Source organism: Acinetobacter sp. FDAARGOS_724 (genome assembly GCF_013364475.1).
Lineage (GTDB): Bacteria > Pseudomonadota > Gammaproteobacteria > Pseudomonadales > Moraxellaceae > Acinetobacter > Acinetobacter variabilis.
Window position 1 is genome coordinate 1,907,907 of sequence record NZ_CP054908.1, and the last position, 23,840, is coordinate 1,931,746.

The following is a 23,840-nucleotide window of genomic DNA, read 5'->3' on the forward strand; positions in this document are numbered from 1 at the left end:
CTTTAAATGCCCTCCAAGTGAGGGTATTTATTGTTTCAATAAAGGATCAAATTTAATGATAAACAATATAGCAAGAAAAGGATAAAGGCAGCATAATCAAAACAAGATTCATCAATAGAATTTGACAAAAATGAATAATAAAACGGATATTCCTAAATCCCAAGTATTAGCTATAGCAATATTCAATCTCGCTGAACAGTTGCAATTGCAAGAATTTGAGCTTGCATTAGTTCTGGATCTATCTAAAGCAGAATTATCGTCAATCATAAATCAAAAAGAATTAGAACCAGATACTACCGCAGGTAAAAGAGCAATAACTTTAATCAATATCTATCAGGCATTATTTAGTCTGACTGGTGGAGACTTGAGCTGGATGCGCCAGTTTATCAATTCGCCTAACAAGCTTTTGGATGAGCAAACGCCAAGATCCTTGATACAAACAGAACATGGTTTGAGTGCAGTATTGCGATTACTAGGACGCTTGCAACCGCACTAAAAGTCTTTTTCTATTTTCTACCCAGCCGAAAAATAGCAGAGTCAATTAAATCAGATATTAATTATTGATCTTCACTTTAAAAATTCTACTTTCGCTCACTTGAAATATTTTCCTGGAATACCAATATTAATACTGATAACTCTGTCCATTATTAAATTAAGTTTTTGAAAAATAAATAAAAAAATTATTTGAAATTTTATTTCCAGCACCCATATATTTATCAAGTAGAAAATTTGTTGTGAGGAATAACAAGAATGCGTTTTGAGAAATTTACTAATCGCTTACAGCAAACCCTTTCCGATGCGCAATCTCTGGCAATGAGCAAGGATCATGCTGCCATTGAAGGGATTCACATCTTGTCCACCTTGATGGAAGAAGCATCGAATGTGAGCTTGCTGCAACAGGCAGGAGCGAACCTGCGTGAACTGCAAAGCAAAGTACAAACTGCGCTAAATAATGTAGCTACGCTCGGTAATCCCTCTGCCGATATCAATATCAGTCAGGAAGCAGCCAAAGCCCTGCATCTTGCGGACAGTTATGCACAGAAAGCAGGAGATGAGTTCCTGTCCACTGACTGGGTATTACTGGCACTTGCAGAAACGGGTGCCACCAAAACCTTATTAAACAGTGTTGGCGTAAAAACAGAAACTTTACGACAGGTTATTAATCAAATTCGAGGCGATGAAAAAGTCATGAGCAATAATCATGAAGATCAACGGGACTCACTGAATAAATATACGATTGATTTAACTGAACGTGCCATGGCAGGCAAACTTGACCCGGTGATTGGTCGTGATGATGAAATCCGTCGTACGATTCAGGTGCTGTCACGCCGTACCAAAAACAACCCGGTACTGATCGGTGAGCCAGGTGTCGGTAAAACTGCGATTGTCGAAGGTCTGGCACAACGTATTGTCAATGGTGAAGTTCCAGAAGGACTGAAAGGCAAACGCGTTCTGTCATTGGACTTGGGTTCATTGTTAGCTGGTGCCAAATATCGTGGTGAGTTCGAGGAACGTCTAAAAGCTGTTCTGAAAGATCTGGCTAAACATGAAGGCGAAATCATCCTGTTCATTGACGAGCTGCATACATTGGTCGGTGCCGGTAAAGGTGATGGTGCTATGGATGCGGGTAACATGCTGAAACCTGCATTAGCGCGCGGTGAATTACGCTGTGTCGGTGCAACGACTCTGGATGAATACCGTCAGTACATTGAAAAAGATGCAGCCTTAGAGCGTCGTTTCCAGAAAGTGCTGGTGGATGAGCCAAGCGTGGAAGACACCATTGCGATCCTGCGTGGTCTGAAAGACCGTTATGCGACTCACCATGGTGTGCAGATTCTGGACTCAGCAATTATTGCTGCGGCGAAAATGTCACATCGTTACATCACTGACCGTCAATTGCCGGATAAAGCCATTGACCTGATTGATGAAGCAGCATCCCGTATCAAAATGGAGCTGGATTCTAAACCTGAAGCACTGGATAAACTCGAACGCCGTCTGATTCAGCTGAAGATGCAGCTTGAAGCGGTGAAAAAAGATGCAGATTCTGGTGCGCAGGGTGAAGTGAAACACTTGGAAGAGCAGATTGCCACTGTAGAGAAAGAGTACAGCGAACTGGAAGAAATCTGGCGTGCCGATAAAGCGCTGGTAGCAGGCAACAAAGACATTCAGGTGAAACTGGATCAGGCTCGCATTGCTCTGGAAAAAGCCCAGCGTGAAGGTGATCTGGCTGAAGCAGCACGTTATCAGTATGGTGTAATTCCGGAGCTGCAAAAACAGCTGGAACGCATTGAAGGGGCTGAAGAAAGCGAAGCACCAAAACTGCTACGTGACAAAGTCACTGACAATGAGATCGCTGAAGTAGTCAGTGCTGCGACCGGTATTCCTGTAGCAAAAATGCTGCAAGGTGAGCGTGATAAACTGCTGCATATGGAAGACTTCCTGCACAATCGTGTTGTTGGTCAGGAAGAAGCTGTAGTGGCTGTATCTAATGCTGTACGTCGCTCACGTGCTGGCTTGTCAGATCCAAACCGTCCAAGTGGTTCATTCCTGTTCTTGGGCCCAACAGGTGTGGGTAAAACAGAATTGACCAAAGCCTTGGCGAACTTCCTGTTCGACAGTGACGATGCCATGATCCGAATTGACATGTCCGAATTTATGGAAAAACATTCGGTGAGCCGCTTGGTCGGTGCACCTCCGGGCTATGTCGGTTATGAAGAAGGTGGTGTGCTGACTGAAGCGGTGCGCCGTAAACCATATAGCGTGGTGTTATTCGATGAAGTCGAAAAAGCGCATCCGGATGTGTTCAACATTCTGCTGCAAGTGCTAGATGACGGCCGTCTGACCGACTCGCAAGGCCGTGTGGTGGACTTTAAAAATACCGTGATTGTGATGACTTCGAACCTGGGTTCACAAGATGTCCGTGAGCTGGGCGATCAAGCAACTCGTGAAGAAGTCCGTACTGTGGTGATGAATGCGGTATCGGAACATTTCCGTCCAGAGTTTATCAACCGTATTGATGAGCTAGTGGTGTTCCATGCACTGGAAAAAGACCAGATCCGTGGTATTGCTGATATCCAGTTGAACCGCTTGCGTCAACGTCTGGCAGAACGCGATATGCGTCTGTCTGTGGATGACAGTGCTTTCGATCAGTTAATCGAAGCTGGTTTCGATCCGTTGTATGGTGCGCGTCCATTAAAACGTGCGATCCAGCAACGTATTGAAAATGGCTTGGCACAAAGCATCCTGGCAGGTGAGTTTGGTCCTGGTGATACTATCGTCGTTCGTGGTGAAAGCGGCGAACTGGTCTTTGAAAAATTGAAACTCAGCTAATACCAGTTTTCCTCGCAACAAAAAACCCAGCCTAGACTGGGTTTTTCTTTATCTTATATTCACATCTTACATTTTTGGATGAGTGATTTTCCAGGCACGGTGAATTTTTTGATTACGCTTGAAGTCTGGACCAATTGTTTCATGCGTGATTTCTTCCACGTCGTATAAACCTTCAATCATTTCATCCATTTCGAAACCACGATAGTTATTCGAGAAATACAAAGTACCGTCAGTGGTTAAACGGTTCATGGCACGCTTCAGCAAAGAGACATGGTCACGCTGAACGTCGAAAGTCCCGTAGAATTTTTTCGAGTTAGAGAATGTCGGTGGATCGATAAAGATCAGGTCATATTGTTCATGACCTTCTTTCAGCCATTCGAAACAGTCAGAGGCGAAGAACTGATGTTGCTGATCGGCATGGTCTACAGTCAGGCCATTTAGAACAAAGTTCTCTTTTGACCAGTTTAAATAAGTATTAGACAAATCCACGCTGGTGGTACTCGCTGCACCACCTAAAGCTGCATGTAAGCTCGCGGTAGAGGTGTAGCTGTACAGATTCAGGAAGTGCTTACCTTTGGCTTCTTTGGCAATACGCAAACGCATCTGACGGTGATCCAGGAACAGACCGGTATCCAGATAGTCGGTCAGGTTGACCAGAATCTTGGCTTGGCCTTCCTGTACCATAAAACGTTTAGACGCGGTACTTTGTTTGGTGTACTGGTTTTTACCTTCCTGACGGGCACGGGTCTTGATAAAGATCGCATCACGGCCCAAACCGGTCACGGCACGAATCGCCTGCAGAGCCAAATTGAAACGTTTTTTGGCTTTTTCAGGATCAATTTTCTTCGGTGGTGCATATTCCTGAACATGCAGACGTTCGCCGTATAGATCAACTGCTACGTTAAAGTCCGGCAAGTCCGCATCATACAAACGCAGGCAGTGAATATTTTCTTTTACTGCCCATTTTTTCAGGGTTTGCATATTCTTGGTCAGACGGTTAGCAAATTCCATCGCACCTTCAATCGGCTCGAATTGTTGCGGCTGCCAGCTTTCCAGGAAAGGACGTGTGACTGCTGCCGGTTTTACAGTACCGAAACGGATATAGATTGGCAGTTTACCGTTCATCAAACGCAGAATTTGTGGATCATTGAACGCCAAGACATCGGCTTGTTCCACCTGAGCAGCAATGACTGCCGCTTTCTGATTCGGGAAATTCTTTTGCAGCAGATTAGACAGACCCAGATACAAGGCACGGTTAGAGGCTTTATCACCTAAACGCTCACCGTACGGTGGATTCGTCACAAAGAATACTTTCTTGCCTTCAGCCTGGAAATCTGGCCAGTCATTCAAAGTACGCTCTTCGATCTTGATCTGATCGAGGACTGATTCAAAACCTGCCGCAATAATATTCTGTTTAGTGGCTTTCACCGCTTCCCAGTCGGCATCAAAGGCATAGAATTTTGGTAATGGGTTTTCTAGCGCAGCTTTATGACGTTCAGCCGCTTCAGCTTTAATACCCATCCACAATTCATGATCATGACCATTCCAGCCATTAAATCCGAAACGACGCACCAGACCTGGGGCACGATCAGTCAGAATCATCAGTGATTCAATGATAAACGTCCCTGAACCACACATTGGATCAACCACAATATCCGGGTTGATGTCTTTCAGGCCGCCTTTTTGCAGGATCGCAGCCGCCAGATTTTCCTTGATTGGTGCTTCAGTCATAAAGCGGCGATAGCCTCGTTTATGCAAGGAATCACCGGATAAGTCTAAACAATAAGTGTGTTCTTTTTTACCGGCCAGAATGTACATGGTGATTTCTGGCTGTCTGGTATCAATACTTGGACGCTTGCCCACAGCTTCCATAAAGGAATCGACAACACCATCTTTGGCACGTAGAGTTGCAAACTGGGTGTTGACCTTAATATCACGTTCAACGTGCAGACGAATTGCGAAGGTGCTTTGTGGTGCAAAAATCAGTGACCAGTCAAAGCTCATCGCACCTTCATAAAGCTCTTCTGCAACATCACGCGCATCGTGGGAGAATTCGATTTCATGCGTATGAATTGGCATCAGGACACGAGAAGCCAGACGAGACCACATACAGATGCGGTAAGCATTTTCAAGCGTGCCTTTGAAGGTCAGACGACCTGAGAAACGTTCAATATCCTGAACACCTAAACCTTTGATTTCTTCTTCTAATAAGGTTTCCAGACCATCGGCACAGGTGACCCAATAATTGCTTAAACGTGAAGAGGTATTCATAAAATAGAGAGACCGGAAAAGAATAAATAAAAAACTGCGTTCAGTTTAGCGTATTTTGCCTGTTAAAGCTTTGGAAATTTTTTAAAATCGAGCATATACAGCCTAGTTTTAATCATCCTAAAAAGCGCTAAATATTAACTTAAAAAGCAAACTGAAAATTTACGAGATATGTAAGACTACACAATACCAATAAGGTGGATTTTCAATTAAATCTTTTATTTTACAAAGGGATATGTGGTAGGTATTAAAACTAATTCGCAATCTAGCTCTTCAATTGCGACCATGTTGTATGTGTAATTTAGAAAGATAAATAATCGGATTAATGATGTGATGGATCTGATACAGGGTCGTTTATATACACCTTATGGCAACAGTATTACTCTAAAAGTAAAAGCTAAAATTTGGTCATTCATGTCAAGTGATCGAGACTAAGAATTGATTAGCCAGACGAGGAGTGAATCTAAAACAAAAAAGAAGCCAACCTACTATTGCTTGGAGTAGATTAATTTTCATTCATCTCAATTTATAACTCACATAACTTATTTATTAATTTTGGTACGTTTATTGCTCTATCTAATATCAATGAAGCTGTAATGCTGAGGGGAATCATTACAGCTTCATCTTTATTCTTAATTATTATTTCGGAGGGGCTTAGATGTTGGATCTTCAATTACGCAGGAATGAGGCATTTTCAATCGCTACCTTGATCTACGCACGTTTAAGACGAGTAACTGGACGAGTAATTGATGCCATGTATCTTGCAGAAAATATCCACTATGCAAAGCATGTGATTGGGCTGGCAGAGCAGACTGAAGATCCTGAGCTTTTACATCTGGTCAACCGCTTAAAAACCACTCTGGATTTATCGTCATTTTCAGAACTGCAGGCTGAAGAACAGGCGGAAAAGGAACTGATTTCTGTAGAACCAAGTGAAGAAGATATCTATCGCGCACAGGTTTCACATCATTATATTGGCGCATTGCGCTAATTGGGGGGATTGGGTGTGGATGCTCCAGACTGAAGCACTCATGTTTAAATGAAAAAACAAGCATATAGATAAACAGGTTAAATTATCTTATTGAAAAAATGCATGGGAATTTAAATTTCCATTCTTATTACTGAGATGGTTTTTGTACAACTGAGCTCTTTATCAACTATAAAGATTCGCTAATCTCTGTATAATACGTTGACTTAACGTATAAGGAATCTCTCATGCACTTGGCGGCATTGCATACACCGAGCCAGATTCAACTCAACAAAGCAGGTAATCTTAAACATTTCCTGACCATCGAAGGTCTTTCTAAAGAAACTCTTACAAAAATACTGGACACTGCGTTGTCCTTTTTTAATGACCAAAATCAGCTGATCACCAATAATTTGCTCGAAGGCAAAACGGTGATGAACTTATTTTTTGAAAATTCTACCCGAACGCGTACTACTTTTGAGGCAGCGGCCAAACGTCTGTCTGCCAACGTGCTGAATATCGATATTGCCCGTTCAAGTACCTCTAAAGGTGAAACTTTACGTGATACCTTGTGGAATCTTGAAGCTATGGCGGCAGATATTTTCGTGGTACGTCATTCATCTTCAGGTGCAGCACACTTTATTGCCAAAGATGTCTGTCCAAATGTCGCCATTATTAATGCAGGCGATGGCCGTCATGCCCATCCAACTCAAGCGATGCTGGATATGCTGACCATTCGCCGCGAGACCAATAAAAAATTCGAAGATATGTCGATTGCGATTATTGGCGATATCAAGCATTCGCGTGTAGCACGTTCAGATGTGGCGTCACTGCAAACCTTAGGCTGTAAAGATATTCGCGTGATTGCACCGAATACGTTGTTGCCATACGGTTTTGATGACTACAGTGAAGATGTACGCCTGTTTAATAAAATGGAAGATGGCATCAAAGACTGTGATGTAATCATTACCTTACGTATTCAAAACGAGCGTATTGATTCGCCAGCGCTGTCTTCTCAGGCTGAATTCTACAAAATGTATGGCCTGAATAAAGAACGTCTCGCCATGGCCAAGCCGGATTGTATCGTGATGCATCCAGGACCAATGAACCGTGGTGTGGAAATTGATTCCAGTATTGCAGACGGTCCGCAATCCGTGATTCTGAAACAGGTTACTAACGGGATTGCAGTACGTATGGCGGTACTGGCTCTTGCGATGCAGGGTCAGTTACAGGAACAGGGTTTGATTGAAGCGATTGCGGTATAAGGAATAAGTCATGTCTATTGTAAAAATTGAAAATGTCCGTGTTCTTGACCCAATCCAAAACACTGATTCAGTCGAAACGGTTTATCTGGAAAATGGTAAACGTGTTGCAGAGACTGCTAACGTATCTGAAACCATTGATGGACAGGGCAAATGGCTGATGCCAACCATGGTGGATCTATGCGCACGTTTACGTGAACCGGGTCAGCAGCAACACGGAACTTTAAAGTCTGAAGGTAAGGCTGCACGTGAAAACGGTATTCTGCATGTATTTACCCCGCCAGATTCCAAACCGATTGTGCAGGATAATGGTGCGCTGATTCATGGTCTGGTTGAAAAAGCCATGCTGGATGGTGGTATTTATTTACAGGTGATCGGTGCGCAAACTCAAGGTCTGCAAGGTCAGCAACCGGCCAATATGGCAGGTTTGAAAAAGGGCGGATGTACTGCGGTTTCTAATGCCAGTGCGCCGTTTGCCAATGATGATGTGGTATTGCGTACACTTGAATACGCAGCGGGCTTAAACCTGACTGTAGTGTTCTATGCAGAAGAGCCGCAAATTGCCAAAGATGGCTGTGTGCATGAAGGCTTTATTGCTTCACGCCAAGGTTTGCCAATGATTCCGGCATTAGCTGAAACTGTGGCCATTGCCAAATACCTGCTCATGATTGAAGCGACTAAAGTACGCGCTCATTTCGGTTTGTTATCTTGTGGTGCATCAGTAGAACTGATCCGTATTGCCAAAGAAAAAGGCTTGCCAGTCACTTGTGATGTCGCAATGCATCAATTACATCTGACTGACCATCTGATTGATGGCTTTAACTCTCTTGCACATGTGCGTCCGCCATTACGTTCTGAATCTGACAAAGAATTACTGCGTCAGGGCGTAAAATCTGGTGTGATTGATGCGATCTGTACCCATCATGAACCACTAAGCAGCTCTGCCAAAATGGCACCGTTCGCAGAGACACAGCCTGGTTTTACCGCTTTTGATACCTACGTACCGTTCGGTATCCAACTGGTGAATGAAGGTTTCTTTACGTCGTTAGAATGGGTGGAGAAAGTCACAGTTGCTCCCGCGAAAGTCGCTAACATGTTTAATCGCTGGAAGGCAGAAGCTGGTTGGGTACTGGTTGATCCAGAACAGGAATGGACGTTGAGCAAAGAAACGATCGTTTCTCAAGGTAAAAATACACCACTGCTCAATCAAAAAGTGAAAGGTAAAGTGCTGCAAACTTTTATTGCTGCATAACACTTACATTTCGCGTTTACAAAAAGTCAGCTTCGGCTGACTTTTTTATATCTTAATCAAAATACTAGAAAAGTTAGCCATACATAAACAGTGAAACTTTATGATATCAGTACAATTATTAACATTCCAAAGAGGGTGGGTCGCTACACTGATTAAATATTAAACATTATAAATCAGAATAATGGTGATCTTGATGAATACAGATTTAATTGAACGTTTAAAGAGTGATGTGACCGCCATTGTGCTGCAAGGTGAAACAGAACATCTATTTGCCAAGGATCAGTCCTTAGCCCAATTCTATCCTGTATTGTTAAGTATTCTTCGTGCAAGACCGGCCTGGATTGAAAGTCTGGGGCAGCAACTTAATCCCAAGATTGATGAATTATTTAATAATAATCCGACCCTAAAACAACAATTCCTGGCTCAGTTAGATTCAACTGCACCTCAAGATGAAATTGAACAGACCCTGAACCGGGCAATTGTTCCAACCATGAACTTCTTGCAGGCAGAAGCAGGTGCACCCACTGCTGAAGCAGTAGGCCATTTGTTAGATACCCATGCAGACTCGATTCAACGGGCATTACCAGTCTGGGCTGGCCCTATACTGGCATCTCTAGGCGTATCTCCGCTGGCGGGACAAAATCTGAACCGCGCACCGGGTCTGGCTTCCGAACCGGAAGCAGAACCAGTACTGACTGAAGAGAAAAAGGCAGTGGTGTTCTGGCCTTTTATTCTCCTCGTGATTATTGCAGCGATTATCTTATTCTTCTTCCGTGGATGCCTGCGTGATGATGATCCGGATGAATTACGAAATGCTCAGGCAGTAAGCGAAGCTGCTGCAACAAATCCTGCAATTCTAAAAATCAGCACCGGTAGTCAGGGTGAAATTGTCAACTGTCAGGTACAGATGAATGATCCGAAATATATGCAAATTCTGCAAAATGAAATTAAACAGATCTTTAATTACAGTATTGGCTGTGGCGCAGTAGCCAATGAAAATTACCATTCAGAATTCACTGATCAGGATACCATTCCGACTGTTTTGAGAACCATTCAGGGAATGCCAAATGTGTCACTCGACTGGATTGGCAATCAGGTTTCAGTGCGTGCAGCAACCAATTCAGAAGCCGAGCGTCTGGCAGCACAAATTCGTAGTCTGGCCAAGAATGTCACTGTGGTTACCCAGCAGCCGCTGAATAGAAGTGACGTGATTAATACGGCTAATAGCGAAGCAGAACAAGCTTTGGCCAGTATCAAAACCGATAATGTTAAAGCGCTGGATGTAGCGACTGCACTGAATTTACAGATTATTAATTTTGATACGGCATCGACTGAAGTTCCGGAAGTCAATAAATTGGTGCTGGATCAGGCAGCTGCATTATTACAACGTGCACCACAAGTTATCCTGAAAGTTAAAGGACATGCTGATGCTCAGGGCAGCGAAGCAGAGAATAAGGTGCTGTCTGTGCAGCGCGCTCAGGCGATTACCAGCTATCTCGTGCAAAAAGGTGTCGATCCTGCACAATTACAGGCGGTTGGAATGGGAGAAGATCAGCCGGTTGAACCCAATGCGACACCTGCTGGACAGTTTCAGAACCGTCGCGTGACCTTTGAGGTCGTGAATACTGAAACGGGAATTGTGCGTGAAGTAGATAATGAAGGCGTAGTTGAAAAGAAAGCCAGCTAAATAATTCTTTCATCATAAAAAAGGACGAATGATTCGTCCTTTTTTATTTATTATGAATTAAGAGAAGACAGCTGGGGTATAAGTCAAAGTTCTTCCCAGGAACCAGAGTAAGAACAGTACCAACGGAAGATGAAAGACCAGTTGTGTCACTGTAAAGCCAATTACATCTTTAGCCTTTAATTTCAAGATTCCCAGCATGGGGAGCATAAAGAAAGGATTGATCAGATTGGGTAAGGCTTCGGCTGCATTATAGATCTGGACAGACCAGCCCAGATGTACTTTCAGGTCATGTGCGGCCTGCATCACATAAGGCGCTTCAATAATCCATTTTCCTCCACCAGAAGGAATGAAGAAGCCTAGAATCGCAGAATAAATTCCCATAACGATGGCAAAGGTTTCCTGCGACGCAATCGACACGAAGAATTCGGCGATATAATGTGACAGGGAAAGATCAGCAGAATTCAGGGCATTGGTCATCATAAAGGCAATACTGCCATAAAGCGGAAACTGGATCAGCACCCCTGAAATGGCCGGCACAGCTTTGGATACGGCATTGAGAAAATTACGTGGTGTACCATGTAAAGCTACACCTAAAATCAGAAAGATAAAGTTATAAGTGTTTAAGCTGGAGATTGCCAGAATCGGATTGCTCTTGGAAAACTCGTTAAACATCCAGACCAGACCCAGAACCACGATCAGAATACTTAAGATTGGCGAGTTTTCAAGCCAGTCACCTGGGCGTTTATGGATCACGGTTTCAGTCTTTTCTTCTTCAATCTGGATCGGGAAGTGATCAATGGTTTTAATATGATTGCCTTTGGGCGCAGACCAGTAGGCAATGGCAATCGAGGCGATGATCAAGACTGCTGTCATAATCATGGATTGCGGCAGGAAAATCGTTTCAGTAAATGGAATCACACCGGTCAGATTATACAGTGGTTCTGGCAGGCTGGATTTGTTGGCCTGTAATTGTGCGGCAGAAGAGCTGATACCGAGCGCCCAGGTTGCACCCATCCCAATAATCGCTGCTGCGGCAGCTGCACGATAATCCATGTTCAGCTCTTTACGCTGTGCCAAGGCAATCACCAAAAGTGCAGTTAGCACTGTACTCATCGCCCAGTTAATCAGGGAAATCAGTAGGCTAACTGTGGCGACGAGAACGATAGCTCCACGTCCAGAATGAGGAATGCGCGCCATTTTCTGAATCAATAATTGCATCGGTTTGGAAACCGAAACTACATAACCGACCACGATCAGCATACACATCTGTAAGGTAAAGGGAATCAGACTCCAGAATCCGTCACCAAATGAAATCGCGACGTCTTGTGCTGGTGCACCAATGCCAATCGCGGCAATCGCAACGATGATGACACCGAGTAGGGCAAAGATATAAGAGTCCGGAAACCATTTTTCAGACCAGTCGCTGACGCGCATGGCAAAGCGCTGCAAGATATTTTGTTGAGTTTGCATGATTAAAATCCATTTATTCTGCTTTCGTTATTAAGAAGTGGCTTTCTTGAGCCAAAAAGAAACCCTTAAAATTTTCATTTTAAGGGCTGGGAAAAATCAGGCTGCTTTACGGAGTAAAGGTACGCCGGTGACTTTCTGAATTTCATCAAAACTGACATCGGGTGCCAGTTCTACAAGTTGAATACCTTCAGGTGTGACATCCAATACACCTAAGTCAGTAATAATCCGGTTCACTACGGCCTGGCCAGTAAGCGGAAGACTACATTGTGAGACAATTTTAGGCGTACCATCTTTGGCGCAGTGTTCCATCAGCACCACAACTTTTTGCACACCTGCGACCAGATCCATGGCACCACCCATGCCTTTGACCTTCTTGCCCGGAATCATCCAGTTGGCCAGATCACCATTTTCTGAGACTTCCATAGCCCCCAGAATAGCGATATTGACATGACCGCCACGGATCATGGCAAAGGAATCGGCACTGGAAAAGAAAGAAGCACCTTTGCGGGCAGTTACCGTCTGTTTGCCAGCATTGATCAGGTCGGCATCTACAGTATCTGCCGTTGGAAATTCTCCAATACCCAACAGACCATTCTCAGACTGAAGCCAGACATTAATATTCTCTGGAATATAATTCGCGACTAAGGTTGGCAGACCAATACCCAGATTCACATAGAAACCGTCTTCAAGTTCCTGTGCGGCGCGCTGCGCCATTTCATTACGTGTCCAAGCCATGATCAAGCCTCCGCCTTTAAAGTCATCTGTTCAATCCGTTTTTCCGGTTGGGTATTGAGTACAATCCGGTTCACATAAATGCCCGGAAGATGAATTTCATCTGGATCAAGGGCACCGATCTCGACAATTTCTTCGACTTCAGCAACGGTCACTTTGCCAGCCATGGCACAGACCGGATTGAAGTTTTGGGCAGTTTTACGGAAAATCAGGTTACCGGCTTTATCGGCCTTATAAGCTTTAACCAAAGCTACATCAGCAGTTAAGGATTCTTCCAGAATATAAGACTTGCCATTAAACTCACGGACATCTTTACCTTCAGCAATAACAGTTCCAACACCGGTCGCGGTATAGAAAGCGGGAATACCTGCACCACCGGCACGTAATTTTTCAGCTAAAGTTCCTTGAGGGGTCAGTTCAACTTCGAGTTCCCCGCTTAAGTATTGGCGTTCAAATTCCTTGTTCTCGCCCACATAGGAAGAGATCATTTTTTTAATCTGTTTGGTTTCCAGCAATAGTCCCAAGCCAAAGCCATCGACACCGGCATTATTGGAAATACAGGTCAGATTTTTGGCACCGGTTTCTTTTAAAGCTGCAATGAGGGCTTCTGGAATACCACAGAGTCCAAAACCGCCAACTGCAAGAGTATGCCCATCCTGGACCATGCCGTCTAAAGCGGCTTTTGCACTGTCATACAATTTATTTGACATTTTTACCTCGATTTATTCTTCTCTTGCAGATCTCTTTTATCTAAAGATCTGCTGATTTCTATCCATGAGGACTTATAGAGTGTCCGGCTATTTCAAGTTTTTAAGCACAGGCTTTTTGCCAATAGGCATTGGCATAATTGGAGGGATTATTGCGTTGTAGAACCTCACTGATATTACGGCTGGTCTGCATCAGAGTATCCAGTTGAATACCGGTTTCAAAGCCCATCTTGGAGAGCAGGTAATACAGGTCTTCAGTTGAAACATTGCCGGAAGCACCTTTGGCATAAGGACAGCCACCGAGGCCTGCAATAGAGGAGTCAAATACCCGAATACCTTGTAATAGTGACTGGTAAATATTAGCGATGGCCATGCCATAGGTATTATGAAAATGGCCAGCCAGCACTTTACTATCAATTTCTGAAAGACAGGCATCCCAGACGTTCTTCACGCAATCTGGAGTTGCCGTACCAATGGTTTCACCCAGTGATACTTCATAGCAGCCCATATCTAGTAAGCGCTGCGTAACTTTTACGACCTGCTTCGGATCAATTGCACCTTCATAAGGGCAGTCCACCATACAAGAGACATAGCCACGAACCTTGACATCATTAGCTTTGGCAGCTGCCATCACATCTGCAAACTTTTCAAAGCTTTCATCAATAGAGCAGTTGATGTTCTTACGAGTAAAGCTTTCAGAAGCTGCGGTAAATACCGCAACTTCTTTACAACCCACAGCCAGCGCTGATTCAAAACCTTTCATATTTGGCGTCAGTAAACTGAACTGGATATTCGGATCTTTAGGCAAGCTGGCAAATAGCACATCGCTATCTGCCATCTGTGGGACCCATTTGGCTGAAACACAGGAACCGACTTCAATTGCTTGCAGACCAGTTTTCATCAGATCTAGAATCAGGTTTTTGCGGTCATCTAGTGTTAAAGGTGTTTTTTCGTTTTGCAGGCCATCGCGTGGCCCGACTTCTACGATTTTAACGAAATCTGTCATGCAACTTCCTCCGCTAAAGGCTGGAACTCTACCAGTTCATCGCCAGCTTTAACCTGGTCACCTTTTTGAAAGTATGAGTTTGCGATAATGCCATCATGCGGAGCGCGAATGGTATATTCGATCTTCATTGCTTCCAAAGTCAGCAGTACATCGTCTTTTTTCACTTTGTCATTTGCCGCAACCAGAACCTGAGTAATCACGCCAGGCATTGGTGCAGTCAGATTGTTTTCAGTGCCTTGTTCATCCTGGCCATTAAAATCAGACTTCAGATAAGTAAACTTGTAACTTTGACCATTCTGGAACAGGGTAATGCCATGTTCAGTCTGGCTAAATGCCAGTTTCTGCTGTTGACCTGCAAGATTTAACTGGAGTAGGTGTTGATCGAGCAGTTCACCTTGGATATTGAGTGTCTGGCCTTCATGGTTTGCCAAGAAGCTATTTTCTAGCGCTTTAAAGCTCACCACACGTAAAACGTCATTACATTGTAATTTGATTGTGTAGCTATTTTGCTTATTCAGATGCCAAAATGCTTTTTGCTGCCAGACGGGATTATTGCTCGTCGGGTTTTGAGCCAGACGAGATAACAGTTCAACCAAGGCGGCACTGACCACTAATTCTGCGCTGATATCAGCAGATGGTTTGAGTAGGAACTCTTCTTCGCGTTGAATCAGGCCAGTATCGAGATGGGCATTTTTAAATGAGTCACATAATACTAAGCGATCAAGAAAAGCGATGTTATTCCCAAGTCCATCGACATGGAACTGACCCAAGGCGTGATGCATCTGGGTTAAAGCCGCTTCACGGTTTTTGCCCCAAACAATCAGTTTGGCAATCATCGGATCATAATAGGTGCTGATTTCATCACCTTCGACAATGCCACTATCCACACGTACGCTGTCATTTTGTTCTGGATAGTGCAAATAGCTGATCTGACCGATGGCAGGAATAAAGCCTTTTTCTGGTTCTTCGGCATAAACACGGGCTTCAAGCGCATGACCCTGAATCTGCAATTCGTGCTGCTGTTTCGGTAAAGGTTCACCGAACGCGACACGTAACTGCCATTCCACCAGATCCTGACCGGTGATCATTTCAGTGACTGGGTGCTCAACCTGTAGACGGGTATTCATTTCCATGAAGTAAGCAGTACCGTCTTGTTCCACGATGAACTCGACTGTACCGGCACCGACATAATTTACAGCACGTGCAGCATCAATTGCGGCTTGGCGCATTGCTTCAAGTTTATCTTCAGGCATTTTGGGTGCAGGTGCTTCTTCCAGAACTTTCTGGTGACGACGCTGCACGGAGCAATCACGTTCAAACAGATGCACATAATTGCCATGTGTATCACCAAAGACCTGAACTTCAATATGACGTGGCTGCACGACATAGCGTTCAATTAGCACATCTTCATTGCCGAAGCTGGAACGTGCTTCGCTTTTACAGGAAGCAAGTGAACTGAGGAAATCTTCACTACGTTCAACCAGACGCATGCCTTTACCGCCACCACCAGCACTAGCCTTGATCAGTACCGGATAGCCAATACTGTCTGCCTGCTGTTTCAGGAAATCCGCATCCTGATTGGTACCATGATAGCCTGGGGTTAACGGTACACCGGCTTTTTCCATCAGTGCTTTAGAGGTCGCTTTCAGACCCATTGCTAAGATCGCATCCACTGGCGGACCTATAAAGACAATATTGTTGTCCTGACAGGCCAGGGCAAACTGGTCATTTTCAGACAGGAAACCATAACCTGGATGAATGGCCTGAGCACCGGTAGTTTTCGCCGCCTGAATAATACGTTCAATCTGTAAATAACTTTGTGCAGCAGGCGATTCACCAATATGGATAGCTTCATCTGCCAGTTTAACATGCTGTGCCTGTGCATCGGCATCGGAATATACGGCAACAGTAGCGATGCCTAACTTTTTCGCTGTACGAATTACACGACAGGCAATTTCACCACGGTTGGCAATTAAAATCTTTTCAAACATCCTACGATCCTTCTTGTTGTTATGCCGTGGTCTTGATCCAGGCCGGGCTTTGTTTGTTTAAAAATGCATTCAGTCCATTTTTTGCCTCATCTCCCTGGCGAACATGGGCAATATGCTGTGCGGTTTTAAGCAGCAGATCTTCAGTCACAACCTGCTGATCAACCAGTTGAATCAGCTGTTTTGAAGCGTTTTGCGCTGCTGGTCCACCGAGTAAGAGCGCTTCCACAATCTCATCAATTTTGCTGTCGAGCTGTTCTGGTGCAGTCACTTCATGTGCCAGACCAATGGTTTTCGCCTGTTCAGCTGAAATTCGCTCAGCAGTCAGGAAATAGCGTGACGCCTGTCGGGCGCCAATCGCACGAATCACATACGGACTAATGGTGGAGGGAGCTAAGCCTAAACGTACTTCAGACGTTGCAAACTTGGCATCGGTGCTGGCGATACAGATATCACAAGCGGATGCCAGACCCATACCGCCGCCAAAAGCAATCCCATGGACACGGGCAATGGTGGATTGTTTTAATGTCGCCAGACTTTGTAACATTTTCGCCAGTTTGAGGGCATCGGCTTCATTATCTGCCTGTGAGGCCTGACCGGCATGTTTCATCCAGTTCAGGTCAGCGCCCGCAGAGAAGCTTTTACCTCGACCCGCCAGAATCACTACACGTACATCATCGCACTGATTTAAAGACTCGAAGCAGGCATGTAGCTCTTCAATGACTTGGGTGTTAAACGCATTGTACAATTCAGCACGATTAATCCAGACTGTTGCTACCTGATTCTGCTGCTCGAGCTGTAAAAATTGATAGTCCATTTTTGTCACCTCTTACATGCGGAACACGCCGAATTTGGTTGGCTGGATTGGTGCATTTATCGCTGCAGCCAGACTTAGGGCCAGGACTTCGCGCGATTGCGCTGGATCAATGACACCGTCATCCCATAAACGCGCAGAAGCATAATAAGGATGGCCTTGGCGTTCATATTGGTCACGAATTGGCTGTTTAAACTGGTCTTCTTCTTCAGCTGACCAGGTTCCACCTTTTTGCTCAATCTGATCGCGTTTCAAAGTTGACAATACGCTAGAAGCCTGTTCACCGCCCATCACCGAAATACGTGAGTTTGGCCAGGTCCACATAAAGCGTGGCGAGTAAGCACGGCCACACATGCCATAGTTACCGGCACCAAAAGAGCCGCCAATCACTAAAGTCAGTTTAGGCACATTGGCTGTCGCGACGGCCATCACCAGCTTGGCACCATTTTTGGCAATACCTTCATTCTCATACTGACGACCCACCATAAAGCCGGTGATATTTTGCAGGAAGATCAGCGGAATATTGCGCTGGGTACAGAGTTCAATAAAATGCGCGCCTTTTTGCGCAGACTCAGAGAATAAAATCCCATTGTTGGCAATAATTCCAACTGGCATTCCATAGAGCTTGGCAAAGCCAGTCACTAGGGTAGTCCCGAAACGTGCCTTGAATTCGTCAAAACGTGAGCCATCGACAATACGCGCAATCACTTCACGGATATCAAATGGTTTACGGGCATCGCTTGGCACAATGCCATACAGCTCTGAACTGTCAAAACGCGGTGCTTCGATTTCATCTGCAGTTTTATTTGGCTTTTTGTTCAGGTTCGCCACAATGTTGCGGGCAATGGCAATTGCGTGTTCATCATTTTCTGCCAGATGATCGGCAACTCCAGATAAACGGGTATGTACATCACCGCCACCGAGATCTTCACTAGAAACCACTTCACCGGTAGCTGCTTTCACCAGAGGAGGGCCACCCAAGAAAATCGTACCCTGATTGCGCACAATAATGGTTTCATCTGACATCGCTGGCACATAAGCACCACCGGCTGTACAGCTACCCATCACCACTGCAATCTGGGCAATACCTAGACTCGACATACGTGCCTGATTGTAAAAGATACGGCCGAAGTGATCACGATCCGGGAATACTTCATTCTGTAAAGGCAGATAAGCACCGCCAGAATCGACCAGATAAATACATGGTAAATGATTCTGCTCGGCAATTTCCTGGGCACGTAAATGCTTTTTCACCGTAAGTGGATAATAAGTACCGCCTTTGACTGTGGCATCATTGGCCACGATCATGCAGGTCACACCATTGACCTGACCCACACCCGCGACTACACCTGCTGCAGGAACATCATCCTGATAAACCTGATAGGCAGCCAGTTGACCAATTTCCAGAAAAGCTGTGCCTGGATCAATTAAATGATTAATCCGTTCACGCGGCAGTAATTTGCCGCGATCCAGATGTTTCTGGCGGGCATTTTCTCCACCACCCAAGGCAATTTTTTCTACTTTCTGTTTCAGGTCATCGACCAGTTGCAGCATGGCAGCCTGGTTGGTCTTAAACTCTTCACTACGTATATTGATTTTGCTCTGTAACTGATTCATGACGAACATCCTTGTTTTATTCTAAGTGTTCAGGTTTAGGCTGTTTCGTTGAAGAGCTCACGGCCAATGAGCATGCGGCGGATTTCGGAAGTTCCGGCACCAATTTCATAGAGTTTGGCATCGCGCCATAAACGGCCTGCAGCAAATTCATTGATATAACCGTTACCACCTAGGGTCTGAATAGTTTCGCCTGCCATCCAGGTGGCTTTTTCAGCGGCATATAAAATGGCACTGGCAGCGTCTTTACGCAGGCTACGGCTATGATCAGCTTTGTCACATTCAGCACCAACGGCATACACCAGTGCCTTACATGCCAGCCAGGTAGAGTACATGTCAGCAATTTTGCCTTGCATCAACTGGAATTCACCGAGTGCCTGACCAAACTGTTTACGGTCATGAATATAAGGAATCACTGTATCCATGCAGGCATCCATAATACCCAATGGACCAGCACTCAGAACAGCACGTTCATAATCCAGTCCGCTCATCAGCACTTTAGTCCCATTGCCGACACCGCCAAGCACGTTTTCTTTCGGAACTTCGACATTGTCAAAAAACAGGGGATAGGTATTGGAACCGCGCATACCCAGTTTGTCTAAATGGGTGCCGTGACTAAAACCTGGCATATTTTTCTCAACCAGAAAAGCAGTCATGCCTTTGGCGCCAGCTTGTAAATCGGTTTTGGCATAGACGACGAGTACATCGGCATCACCACCGTTAGTGATCCACATCTTGGAACCGTTGAGTAGATAATGATCGCCTTTATCTTCGGCTTTCAGTTTCATACTGACCACATCTGATCCGGCATTCGGCTCAGACATTGCTAATGCACCGACATATTCGCCAGAAATCAGTTTTGGCAGGTAACGCTGTTTTTGTTCTTCATTACCATTTCGCTTAATTTGGTTTACACATAGGTTAGAATGGGCACCATAGGACAAACCAATGGATGCTGAAGCACGGGAAATTTCTTGCATGGCAATAATATGGGCCAGATACCCCAGATTGGTACCGCCATATTCCTCACTGACCGTTAAACCAAGTAGGCCCATATCACCAAATTTTTTCCAGAGGTGAGCCGGGAATTCATTGTCACGGTCAACTTGCTGGGCAATTGGGGCAATTTCCTTGGCGCAAAAAGCGGCCACTGAATCACGAAGCGCAATAAGAGTTTCATCTAAACCGAAATCTAAGCTTTGTAAATTCATTCTTCATCCATCCTGAGATTATATTTGTTGTGTCCAAAAGCATTTTTGTTGTGCTTGTTTTTTTAACATACAACGAAAAATTAAAAAAGTGAACCTATATTCACAAAATGATTTACAATTCATTTTATCTGGTTGAGAATAAGATTATGAGTTATAAAAGATCATCACTGATGCAGGAACGAATGGAACAAAATCGTTTGTCGATTTTACAGTCTGCTCGTGAACTGATTACTCAAGGGGGCTTTAAAGAGGCGTCGATTCAGGCGATTGCAGAGCGCGCAGGCGTTTCTACAGGGCTGGTATATCGATATTTTGAAAACAAAAGCCAGATTTTGATTGAGGTTTTGTCAGCAGCGATTCAGCACGAAGTGGGAATTCTTGTTTCCATTGCTGGGTCGGATTTGTCGCCAAAACTGAAATTGCAAAAATCTGTTACAACTTTTGTGAAACGTGCCATGAATAGCCCCCAGTTGGCGTATTCACTTATGTTTGAACCGGTTGATCCGGAAATGGAACATGAGCGTTTTCGCAGTAAACAGCTGCTTAAACAAAGCATTAAGGAAATCCTGGCCGAAGGAAAGGTGAATGGAGAGTTCGAGTTTGAAGATTTAAATACGGCAGCTTTGGGCGTGGTCGGTGCCATGACCTTTGTCGTGATTGAACCTTTGAATCCGTCCCGTAATGTGATGTTTGATCAGAACTACAAGGATCACTTTGTCAAACAGATTGCCGATTTTTGTGTTAACGCAGTACATCGACAGGAGGGGAATTCAGCAGCATAGACACACAAAAACAGGCACATAGACAAGGTCGTCGTGGTCATAAAACAATTAGTAAAGTTGAAAATCAGAATTACAAAGAATCAAGGAGATCGATTCAATGACACAAGTACGGTTAAGCTATGCCTATGGAACCAGCAGCCAGCCTTTACTGGGCATGACGATTGGTGAAAAATTTGATCAGGCTTGCGAGCAATATGCAGATCGCGATGCAGTCGTCAGCATGCATCAGAACATACGCCTGAGTTATCGGCAGCTACAGGATCAGGTCAATGCCTTTGCCTGTCAGCTGCTGAAATTGGGTATGCAGAAAGGTGACCGTCTGGCGATCTGGTCGCCGAACTGTGTGGAATGGACTATTACCCAATTCGCAGCTTTCAAGGCAGGCATTATTCTGGTTAACCTGAATCCAGCCTATAAAAGCAATGAGCTGGAATATGTTTTGAATAAAGTATCCTGTAAGGGACTGGTCATTGCATCGCAGTTTAAAACAACGGACTATCAGGAAATCCTGACCAAAATTGCGCCTGAATTAAAACAGGCTGAAAATAAATTACTGAATGCAGAGCGTCTACCACATTTAAAGCATGTCATTAAAATTGATGAGCAGCAGCATACTGGCATTCATCGTTTTCAGGATTTAATGCCTATACCAAGTACTCAAGAGCTGGAACAGCTGCAACAGATCTCCACTGATTTGCAGTTCGATGAAACCATTAATATCCAGTTTACGTCAGGCACCACAGGTAACCCTAAGGGTACGATGCTGACCCATAACAATATTTTAAATAATGGTTACTTTGTCGGTGAGGCGATTCACTTAAGTCCGGAAGACCGTGTCTGTATTTCTGTTCCACTATTCCACTGCTTTGGCATGGTAATGGGCAATCTGGCCTGTATTACCCATGGTTCAGCCATGATTTATCCGTCTGCCGTATTTAATCCGCTGGAAACCTTAAAAGCTATTCAGCAGGAAAAATGTACGGCAGCTTATGGCGTACCGACCATGTTTATTGCTGTGCTGGAACATGAACAGTTTGACGATTTCGATCTGTCTAGCCTGCGTACCGGCATTATGGCGGGTAGTCCATGTCCACAGGAAATTATGCAGCGTGTAATAGAGCGAATGCATATGTCTGAAATTACCATCTGTTATGGCATGACTGAAACAGCACCGGTAAGTGCCCAAAGTTCAACAGAAGACAGTGTTGAACGTCGTGTGAGTACAGTTGGCCGTGTCCATCCGCATCTGGAAGTTAAAATTGTCGATGAAAATGGCAAAGTGGTGCCGCGCGGTCAATTGGGTGAACTGTGTGTGCGTGGTTATTCCGTGATGCTGGGTTATTGGGAAGATCAGGACAAGACCCAGGAAGTCATTGATGCTGCGCGCTGGATGCATACTGGTGATATTGCGGAAATGGATGATGAAGGCTTTGTCAAAATCAAGGGTCGTATCAAGGATGTGGTCATTCGTGGCGGTGAAAATCTATTCCCGAAAGAAATTGAAGATTTCCTTTATACCCATCCAGCGGTTTCAGATGTACAGGTGATTGGCGTGCCAGACCATAAATATGGTGAAGAGCTTTGTGCTTGCATTATCCTGCATGAAAATGACCCATGTACCGAAGAAGCCATCCGCCAATATTGTGCTGAGCATATTTCTCACAATAAAGTGCCGCGTTATGTGCGTTTCTTCCATGAATTCCCGATGACAGCTTCAGGTAAGGCACAGAAGTTCAAGTTGCGTGAATTTATGCGTGAAGAATTAAATTTAAAAGAGATTGCTTAAATTAATTAAAGCTAAGTTTAAATAGTATTTGATCAGATGACCTGGCGGCATGGATGTCGCCGTTTCATTGTATGGCAAGGATGCCATATCAATGAAACAGAAGGGTTTGGTTACTTTGCCCAGTCAAAGTAACGAAGCACCTGCACAATGGAAGAAGAATCCATCTTGCAAATTGAGGTCATGTATTTAGCAATTTCTTTAAATAGATAAAAATTTATTTCTATATAAATTAGAGTAAACAGATGGCAAAAAACTTTCACAGTGAAGTGGTGGTCGCCAGTTATGATGATCATATCCGTAAACTGATTCCCGGATATGAACTGGTGCATCAGCAGATTGAAGCAATTCTCAGCACTGAACTCCCGGAAACCGCTCATATTTTGGTAGTGGGCTGCGGGACGGGTTATGAGCTATCTTATTTATTGCAGCAGCATCCAAACTGGACATTTACTGCGATTGATCCTTCCGCTGCGATGCTTGGGCAGGCAAGGAAGCATCTAGCTTCTATTGGAGTTGAACAACGAGTTCAGTTTATACAGTGCACCACTCAAGAACTGAATCAGCAGGATACTTTCGATGCTGCACTCGCTATTTTAGTTGCCCATTTTATTCCTGAACCTCAGAAATCTGATTTTTTTCAGGCTATCTATCAGAGTCTTAAAGCTGGCGGGATCGTATTGACTTATGATTTGATGCAGCCAGAAGGTGAGAATGAATTAAAGGTAATGCAAAAAATGGCACAGCAAACCGGACTTAGTGTGCAGCAAAGTGAAAATATGCTGGCCAGATTGCAGCAGGACTTTTCCCTGATTTCAGTAGAAGATTCAAATGAAATTTTAACAAAAGTCGGATTTAAACAACACAAAATTTATAGTAAAATCATGAATTATTGTGGTTTTTTACTCAGAAAATAAAGATCATGAAACCTTATATGAATTTTAAAGTTTAAGAGAATAATCAAGGA

The 23,840-nt window shown here is 44.3% G+C and carries 18 protein-coding genes; 9 read left to right on the forward strand and 9 right to left on the reverse strand.

All coding sequences use genetic code 11. The annotated features are described in order from the left end of the window. Positions 1–130: 130 nt before the first annotated feature. Positions 131–496 carry an MbcA/ParS/Xre antitoxin family protein gene (locus FOC32_RS10295; RefSeq protein ID WP_175967299.1) on the forward strand — a complete coding sequence of 122 codons (366 nt, stop codon included), beginning with the start codon at positions 131–133 and terminating at the stop codon, positions 494–496. Positions 497–750: 254 nt separating this feature from the next. Further along, a complete protein-coding gene (gene clpB / locus FOC32_RS10300; protein WP_175967300.1) occupies positions 751–3,330 on the forward strand; it encodes an ATP-dependent chaperone ClpB in 2,580 nt (859 codons plus the stop codon). A 66-nt stretch (positions 3,331–3,396) separates the two neighbouring features. Here the strand turns inward: clpB and rlmKL are convergent, their stop codons facing one another. Then, complete coding sequence (gene rlmKL / locus FOC32_RS10305; RefSeq protein ID WP_175967302.1) at positions 3,397–5,601, reverse strand: bifunctional 23S rRNA (guanine(2069)-N(7))-methyltransferase RlmK/23S rRNA (guanine(2445)-N(2))-methyltransferase RlmL; 2,205 nt, start codon at positions 5,599–5,601, stop codon at positions 3,397–3,399. Between the two features lie 655 nt (positions 5,602–6,256). Between rlmKL and FOC32_RS10310 the strand changes: the two genes are divergently transcribed. The 4 genes from FOC32_RS10310 (at position 6,257) to FOC32_RS10325 (ending at position 10,766) form a co-directional block, all read left to right on the forward strand. Next, the gene (locus FOC32_RS10310) at positions 6,257–6,589 is read left to right on the forward strand and encodes a hypothetical protein (RefSeq protein ID WP_034170006.1); all 333 of its coding nucleotides are present in this window, start codon (positions 6,257–6,259) and stop codon (positions 6,587–6,589) included. Positions 6,590–6,813: 224 nt separating this feature from the next. Further along, entirely contained in the window at positions 6,814–7,830 is a 1,017-nt protein-coding gene (locus tag FOC32_RS10315; RefSeq protein WP_034170005.1) for an aspartate carbamoyltransferase catalytic subunit, read from the forward strand. Between the two features lie 10 nt (positions 7,831–7,840). Beyond that, positions 7,841–9,079, forward strand: a complete 1,239-nt coding sequence (locus FOC32_RS10320; protein WP_034170004.1) for a dihydroorotase — start codon at positions 7,841–7,843, stop codon at positions 9,077–9,079. 181 nt (positions 9,080–9,260) lie between these two features. Further along, positions 9,261–10,766 carry an OmpA family protein gene (locus FOC32_RS10325; RefSeq protein ID WP_175967304.1) on the forward strand — a complete coding sequence of 502 codons (1,506 nt, stop codon included), beginning with the start codon at positions 9,261–9,263 and terminating at the stop codon, positions 10,764–10,766. A 57-nt stretch (positions 10,767–10,823) separates the two neighbouring features. On the opposite strand, the gene FOC32_RS10330 is transcribed toward FOC32_RS10325, so the two are convergent. From FOC32_RS10330 to FOC32_RS10365, 8 genes are all read right to left on the reverse strand, one after another. Beyond that, on the reverse strand, positions 10,824–12,236 hold the full coding sequence (locus FOC32_RS10330) for a short-chain fatty acid transporter (protein WP_175967306.1): 1,413 nt from the start codon (positions 12,234–12,236) through the stop codon (positions 10,824–10,826). A 96-nt stretch (positions 12,237–12,332) separates the two neighbouring features. Further along, on the reverse strand, positions 12,333–12,971 hold the full coding sequence (locus FOC32_RS10335; protein WP_004782495.1) for a CoA transferase subunit B: 639 nt from the start codon (positions 12,969–12,971) through the stop codon (positions 12,333–12,335). A gap of 2 nt (positions 12,972–12,973) precedes the next feature. Beyond that, positions 12,974–13,678, reverse strand: a complete 705-nt coding sequence (locus tag FOC32_RS10340) for a CoA transferase subunit A (RefSeq protein WP_175967308.1) — start codon at positions 13,676–13,678, stop codon at positions 12,974–12,976. A 100-nt stretch (positions 13,679–13,778) separates the two neighbouring features. After that, positions 13,779–14,681, reverse strand: coding sequence for a hydroxymethylglutaryl-CoA lyase (locus tag FOC32_RS10345; RefSeq protein WP_175967310.1), 903 nt, complete (start codon positions 14,679–14,681; stop codon positions 13,779–13,781). Beyond that, positions 14,678–16,672 carry an acetyl/propionyl/methylcrotonyl-CoA carboxylase subunit alpha gene (locus FOC32_RS10350; protein ID WP_175967312.1) on the reverse strand — a complete coding sequence of 665 codons (1,995 nt, stop codon included), beginning with the start codon at positions 16,670–16,672 and terminating at the stop codon, positions 14,678–14,680. The genes FOC32_RS10345 and FOC32_RS10350 overlap by 4 nt, the downstream gene beginning before the upstream one ends. A gap of 19 nt (positions 16,673–16,691) precedes the next feature. After that, the gene (locus FOC32_RS10355; RefSeq protein WP_175967314.1) at positions 16,692–17,486 is read right to left on the reverse strand and encodes an enoyl-CoA hydratase/isomerase family protein; all 795 of its coding nucleotides are present in this window, start codon (positions 17,484–17,486) and stop codon (positions 16,692–16,694) included. Between the two features lie 12 nt (positions 17,487–17,498). Next, a complete protein-coding gene (locus tag FOC32_RS10360) occupies positions 17,499–19,100 on the reverse strand; it encodes a carboxyl transferase domain-containing protein (RefSeq protein ID WP_175967315.1) in 1,602 nt (533 codons plus the stop codon). A gap of 35 nt (positions 19,101–19,135) precedes the next feature. Next, positions 19,136–20,308, reverse strand: coding sequence for an isovaleryl-CoA dehydrogenase (locus FOC32_RS10365; RefSeq protein ID WP_004782484.1), 1,173 nt, complete (start codon positions 20,306–20,308; stop codon positions 19,136–19,138). A gap of 146 nt (positions 20,309–20,454) precedes the next feature. Here FOC32_RS10365 and FOC32_RS10370 point away from each other — a divergent pair, with 146 nt between their 5' ends. The 3 genes from FOC32_RS10370 (at position 20,455) to FOC32_RS10380 (ending at position 23,790) form a co-directional block, all read left to right on the forward strand. Further along, on the forward strand, positions 20,455–21,090 hold the full coding sequence (locus tag FOC32_RS10370) for a TetR/AcrR family transcriptional regulator (protein WP_004782481.1): 636 nt from the start codon (positions 20,455–20,457) through the stop codon (positions 21,088–21,090). Between the two features lie 97 nt (positions 21,091–21,187). Next, positions 21,188–22,876: an AMP-binding protein gene (locus tag FOC32_RS10375; RefSeq protein WP_175967316.1), complete on the forward strand. Its 1,689-nt coding sequence runs from the start codon at positions 21,188–21,190 to the stop codon at positions 22,874–22,876. A 242-nt stretch (positions 22,877–23,118) separates the two neighbouring features. Continuing rightward, a complete protein-coding gene (locus tag FOC32_RS10380) occupies positions 23,119–23,790 on the forward strand; it encodes a class I SAM-dependent methyltransferase (protein ID WP_175967317.1) in 672 nt (223 codons plus the stop codon). The last annotated feature ends 50 nt before the right edge of the window (positions 23,791–23,840 follow it).

Bases quoted from the DNA above. Each gene is read 5' to 3' on its own strand.
- FOC32_RS10295 (WP_175967299.1), top strand. From the start codon at position 131: ATGAATAATAAAACGGATATTCCTAAATCCCAAGTATTAGCTATAGCA.
- clpB (WP_175967300.1), top strand. From the start codon at position 751: ATGCGTTTTGAGAAATTTACTAATCGCTTACAGCAAACCCTTTCCGAT.
- rlmKL (WP_175967302.1), bottom strand. From the start codon at position 5,601: ATGAATACCTCTTCACGTTTAAGCAATTATTGGGTCACCTGTGCCGAT.
- FOC32_RS10310 (WP_034170006.1), top strand. From the start codon at position 6,257: ATGTTGGATCTTCAATTACGCAGGAATGAGGCATTTTCAATCGCTACC.
- FOC32_RS10315 (WP_034170005.1), top strand. From the start codon at position 6,814: ATGCACTTGGCGGCATTGCATACACCGAGCCAGATTCAACTCAACAAA.
- FOC32_RS10320 (WP_034170004.1), top strand. From the start codon at position 7,841: ATGTCTATTGTAAAAATTGAAAATGTCCGTGTTCTTGACCCAATCCAA.
- FOC32_RS10325 (WP_175967304.1), top strand. From the start codon at position 9,261: ATGGTGATCTTGATGAATACAGATTTAATTGAACGTTTAAAGAGTGAT.
- FOC32_RS10330 (WP_175967306.1), bottom strand. From the start codon at position 12,236: ATGCAAACTCAACAAAATATCTTGCAGCGCTTTGCCATGCGCGTCAGC.
- FOC32_RS10335 (WP_004782495.1), bottom strand. From the start codon at position 12,971: ATGGCTTGGACACGTAATGAAATGGCGCAGCGCGCCGCACAGGAACTT.
- FOC32_RS10340 (WP_175967308.1), bottom strand. From the start codon at position 13,678: ATGTCAAATAAATTGTATGACAGTGCAAAAGCCGCTTTAGACGGCATG.
- FOC32_RS10345 (WP_175967310.1), bottom strand. From the start codon at position 14,681: ATGACAGATTTCGTTAAAATCGTAGAAGTCGGGCCACGCGATGGCCTG.
- FOC32_RS10350 (WP_175967312.1), bottom strand. From the start codon at position 16,672: ATGTTTGAAAAGATTTTAATTGCCAACCGTGGTGAAATTGCCTGTCGT.
- FOC32_RS10355 (WP_175967314.1), bottom strand. From the start codon at position 17,486: ATGGACTATCAATTTTTACAGCTCGAGCAGCAGAATCAGGTAGCAACA.
- FOC32_RS10360 (WP_175967315.1), bottom strand. From the start codon at position 19,100: ATGAATCAGTTACAGAGCAAAATCAATATACGTAGTGAAGAGTTTAAG.
- FOC32_RS10365 (WP_004782484.1), bottom strand. From the start codon at position 20,308: ATGAATTTACAAAGCTTAGATTTCGGTTTAGATGAAACTCTTATTGCG.
- FOC32_RS10370 (WP_004782481.1), top strand. From the start codon at position 20,455: ATGAGTTATAAAAGATCATCACTGATGCAGGAACGAATGGAACAAAAT.
- FOC32_RS10375 (WP_175967316.1), top strand. From the start codon at position 21,188: ATGACACAAGTACGGTTAAGCTATGCCTATGGAACCAGCAGCCAGCCT.
- FOC32_RS10380 (WP_175967317.1), top strand. From the start codon at position 23,119: ATGGCAAAAAACTTTCACAGTGAAGTGGTGGTCGCCAGTTATGATGAT.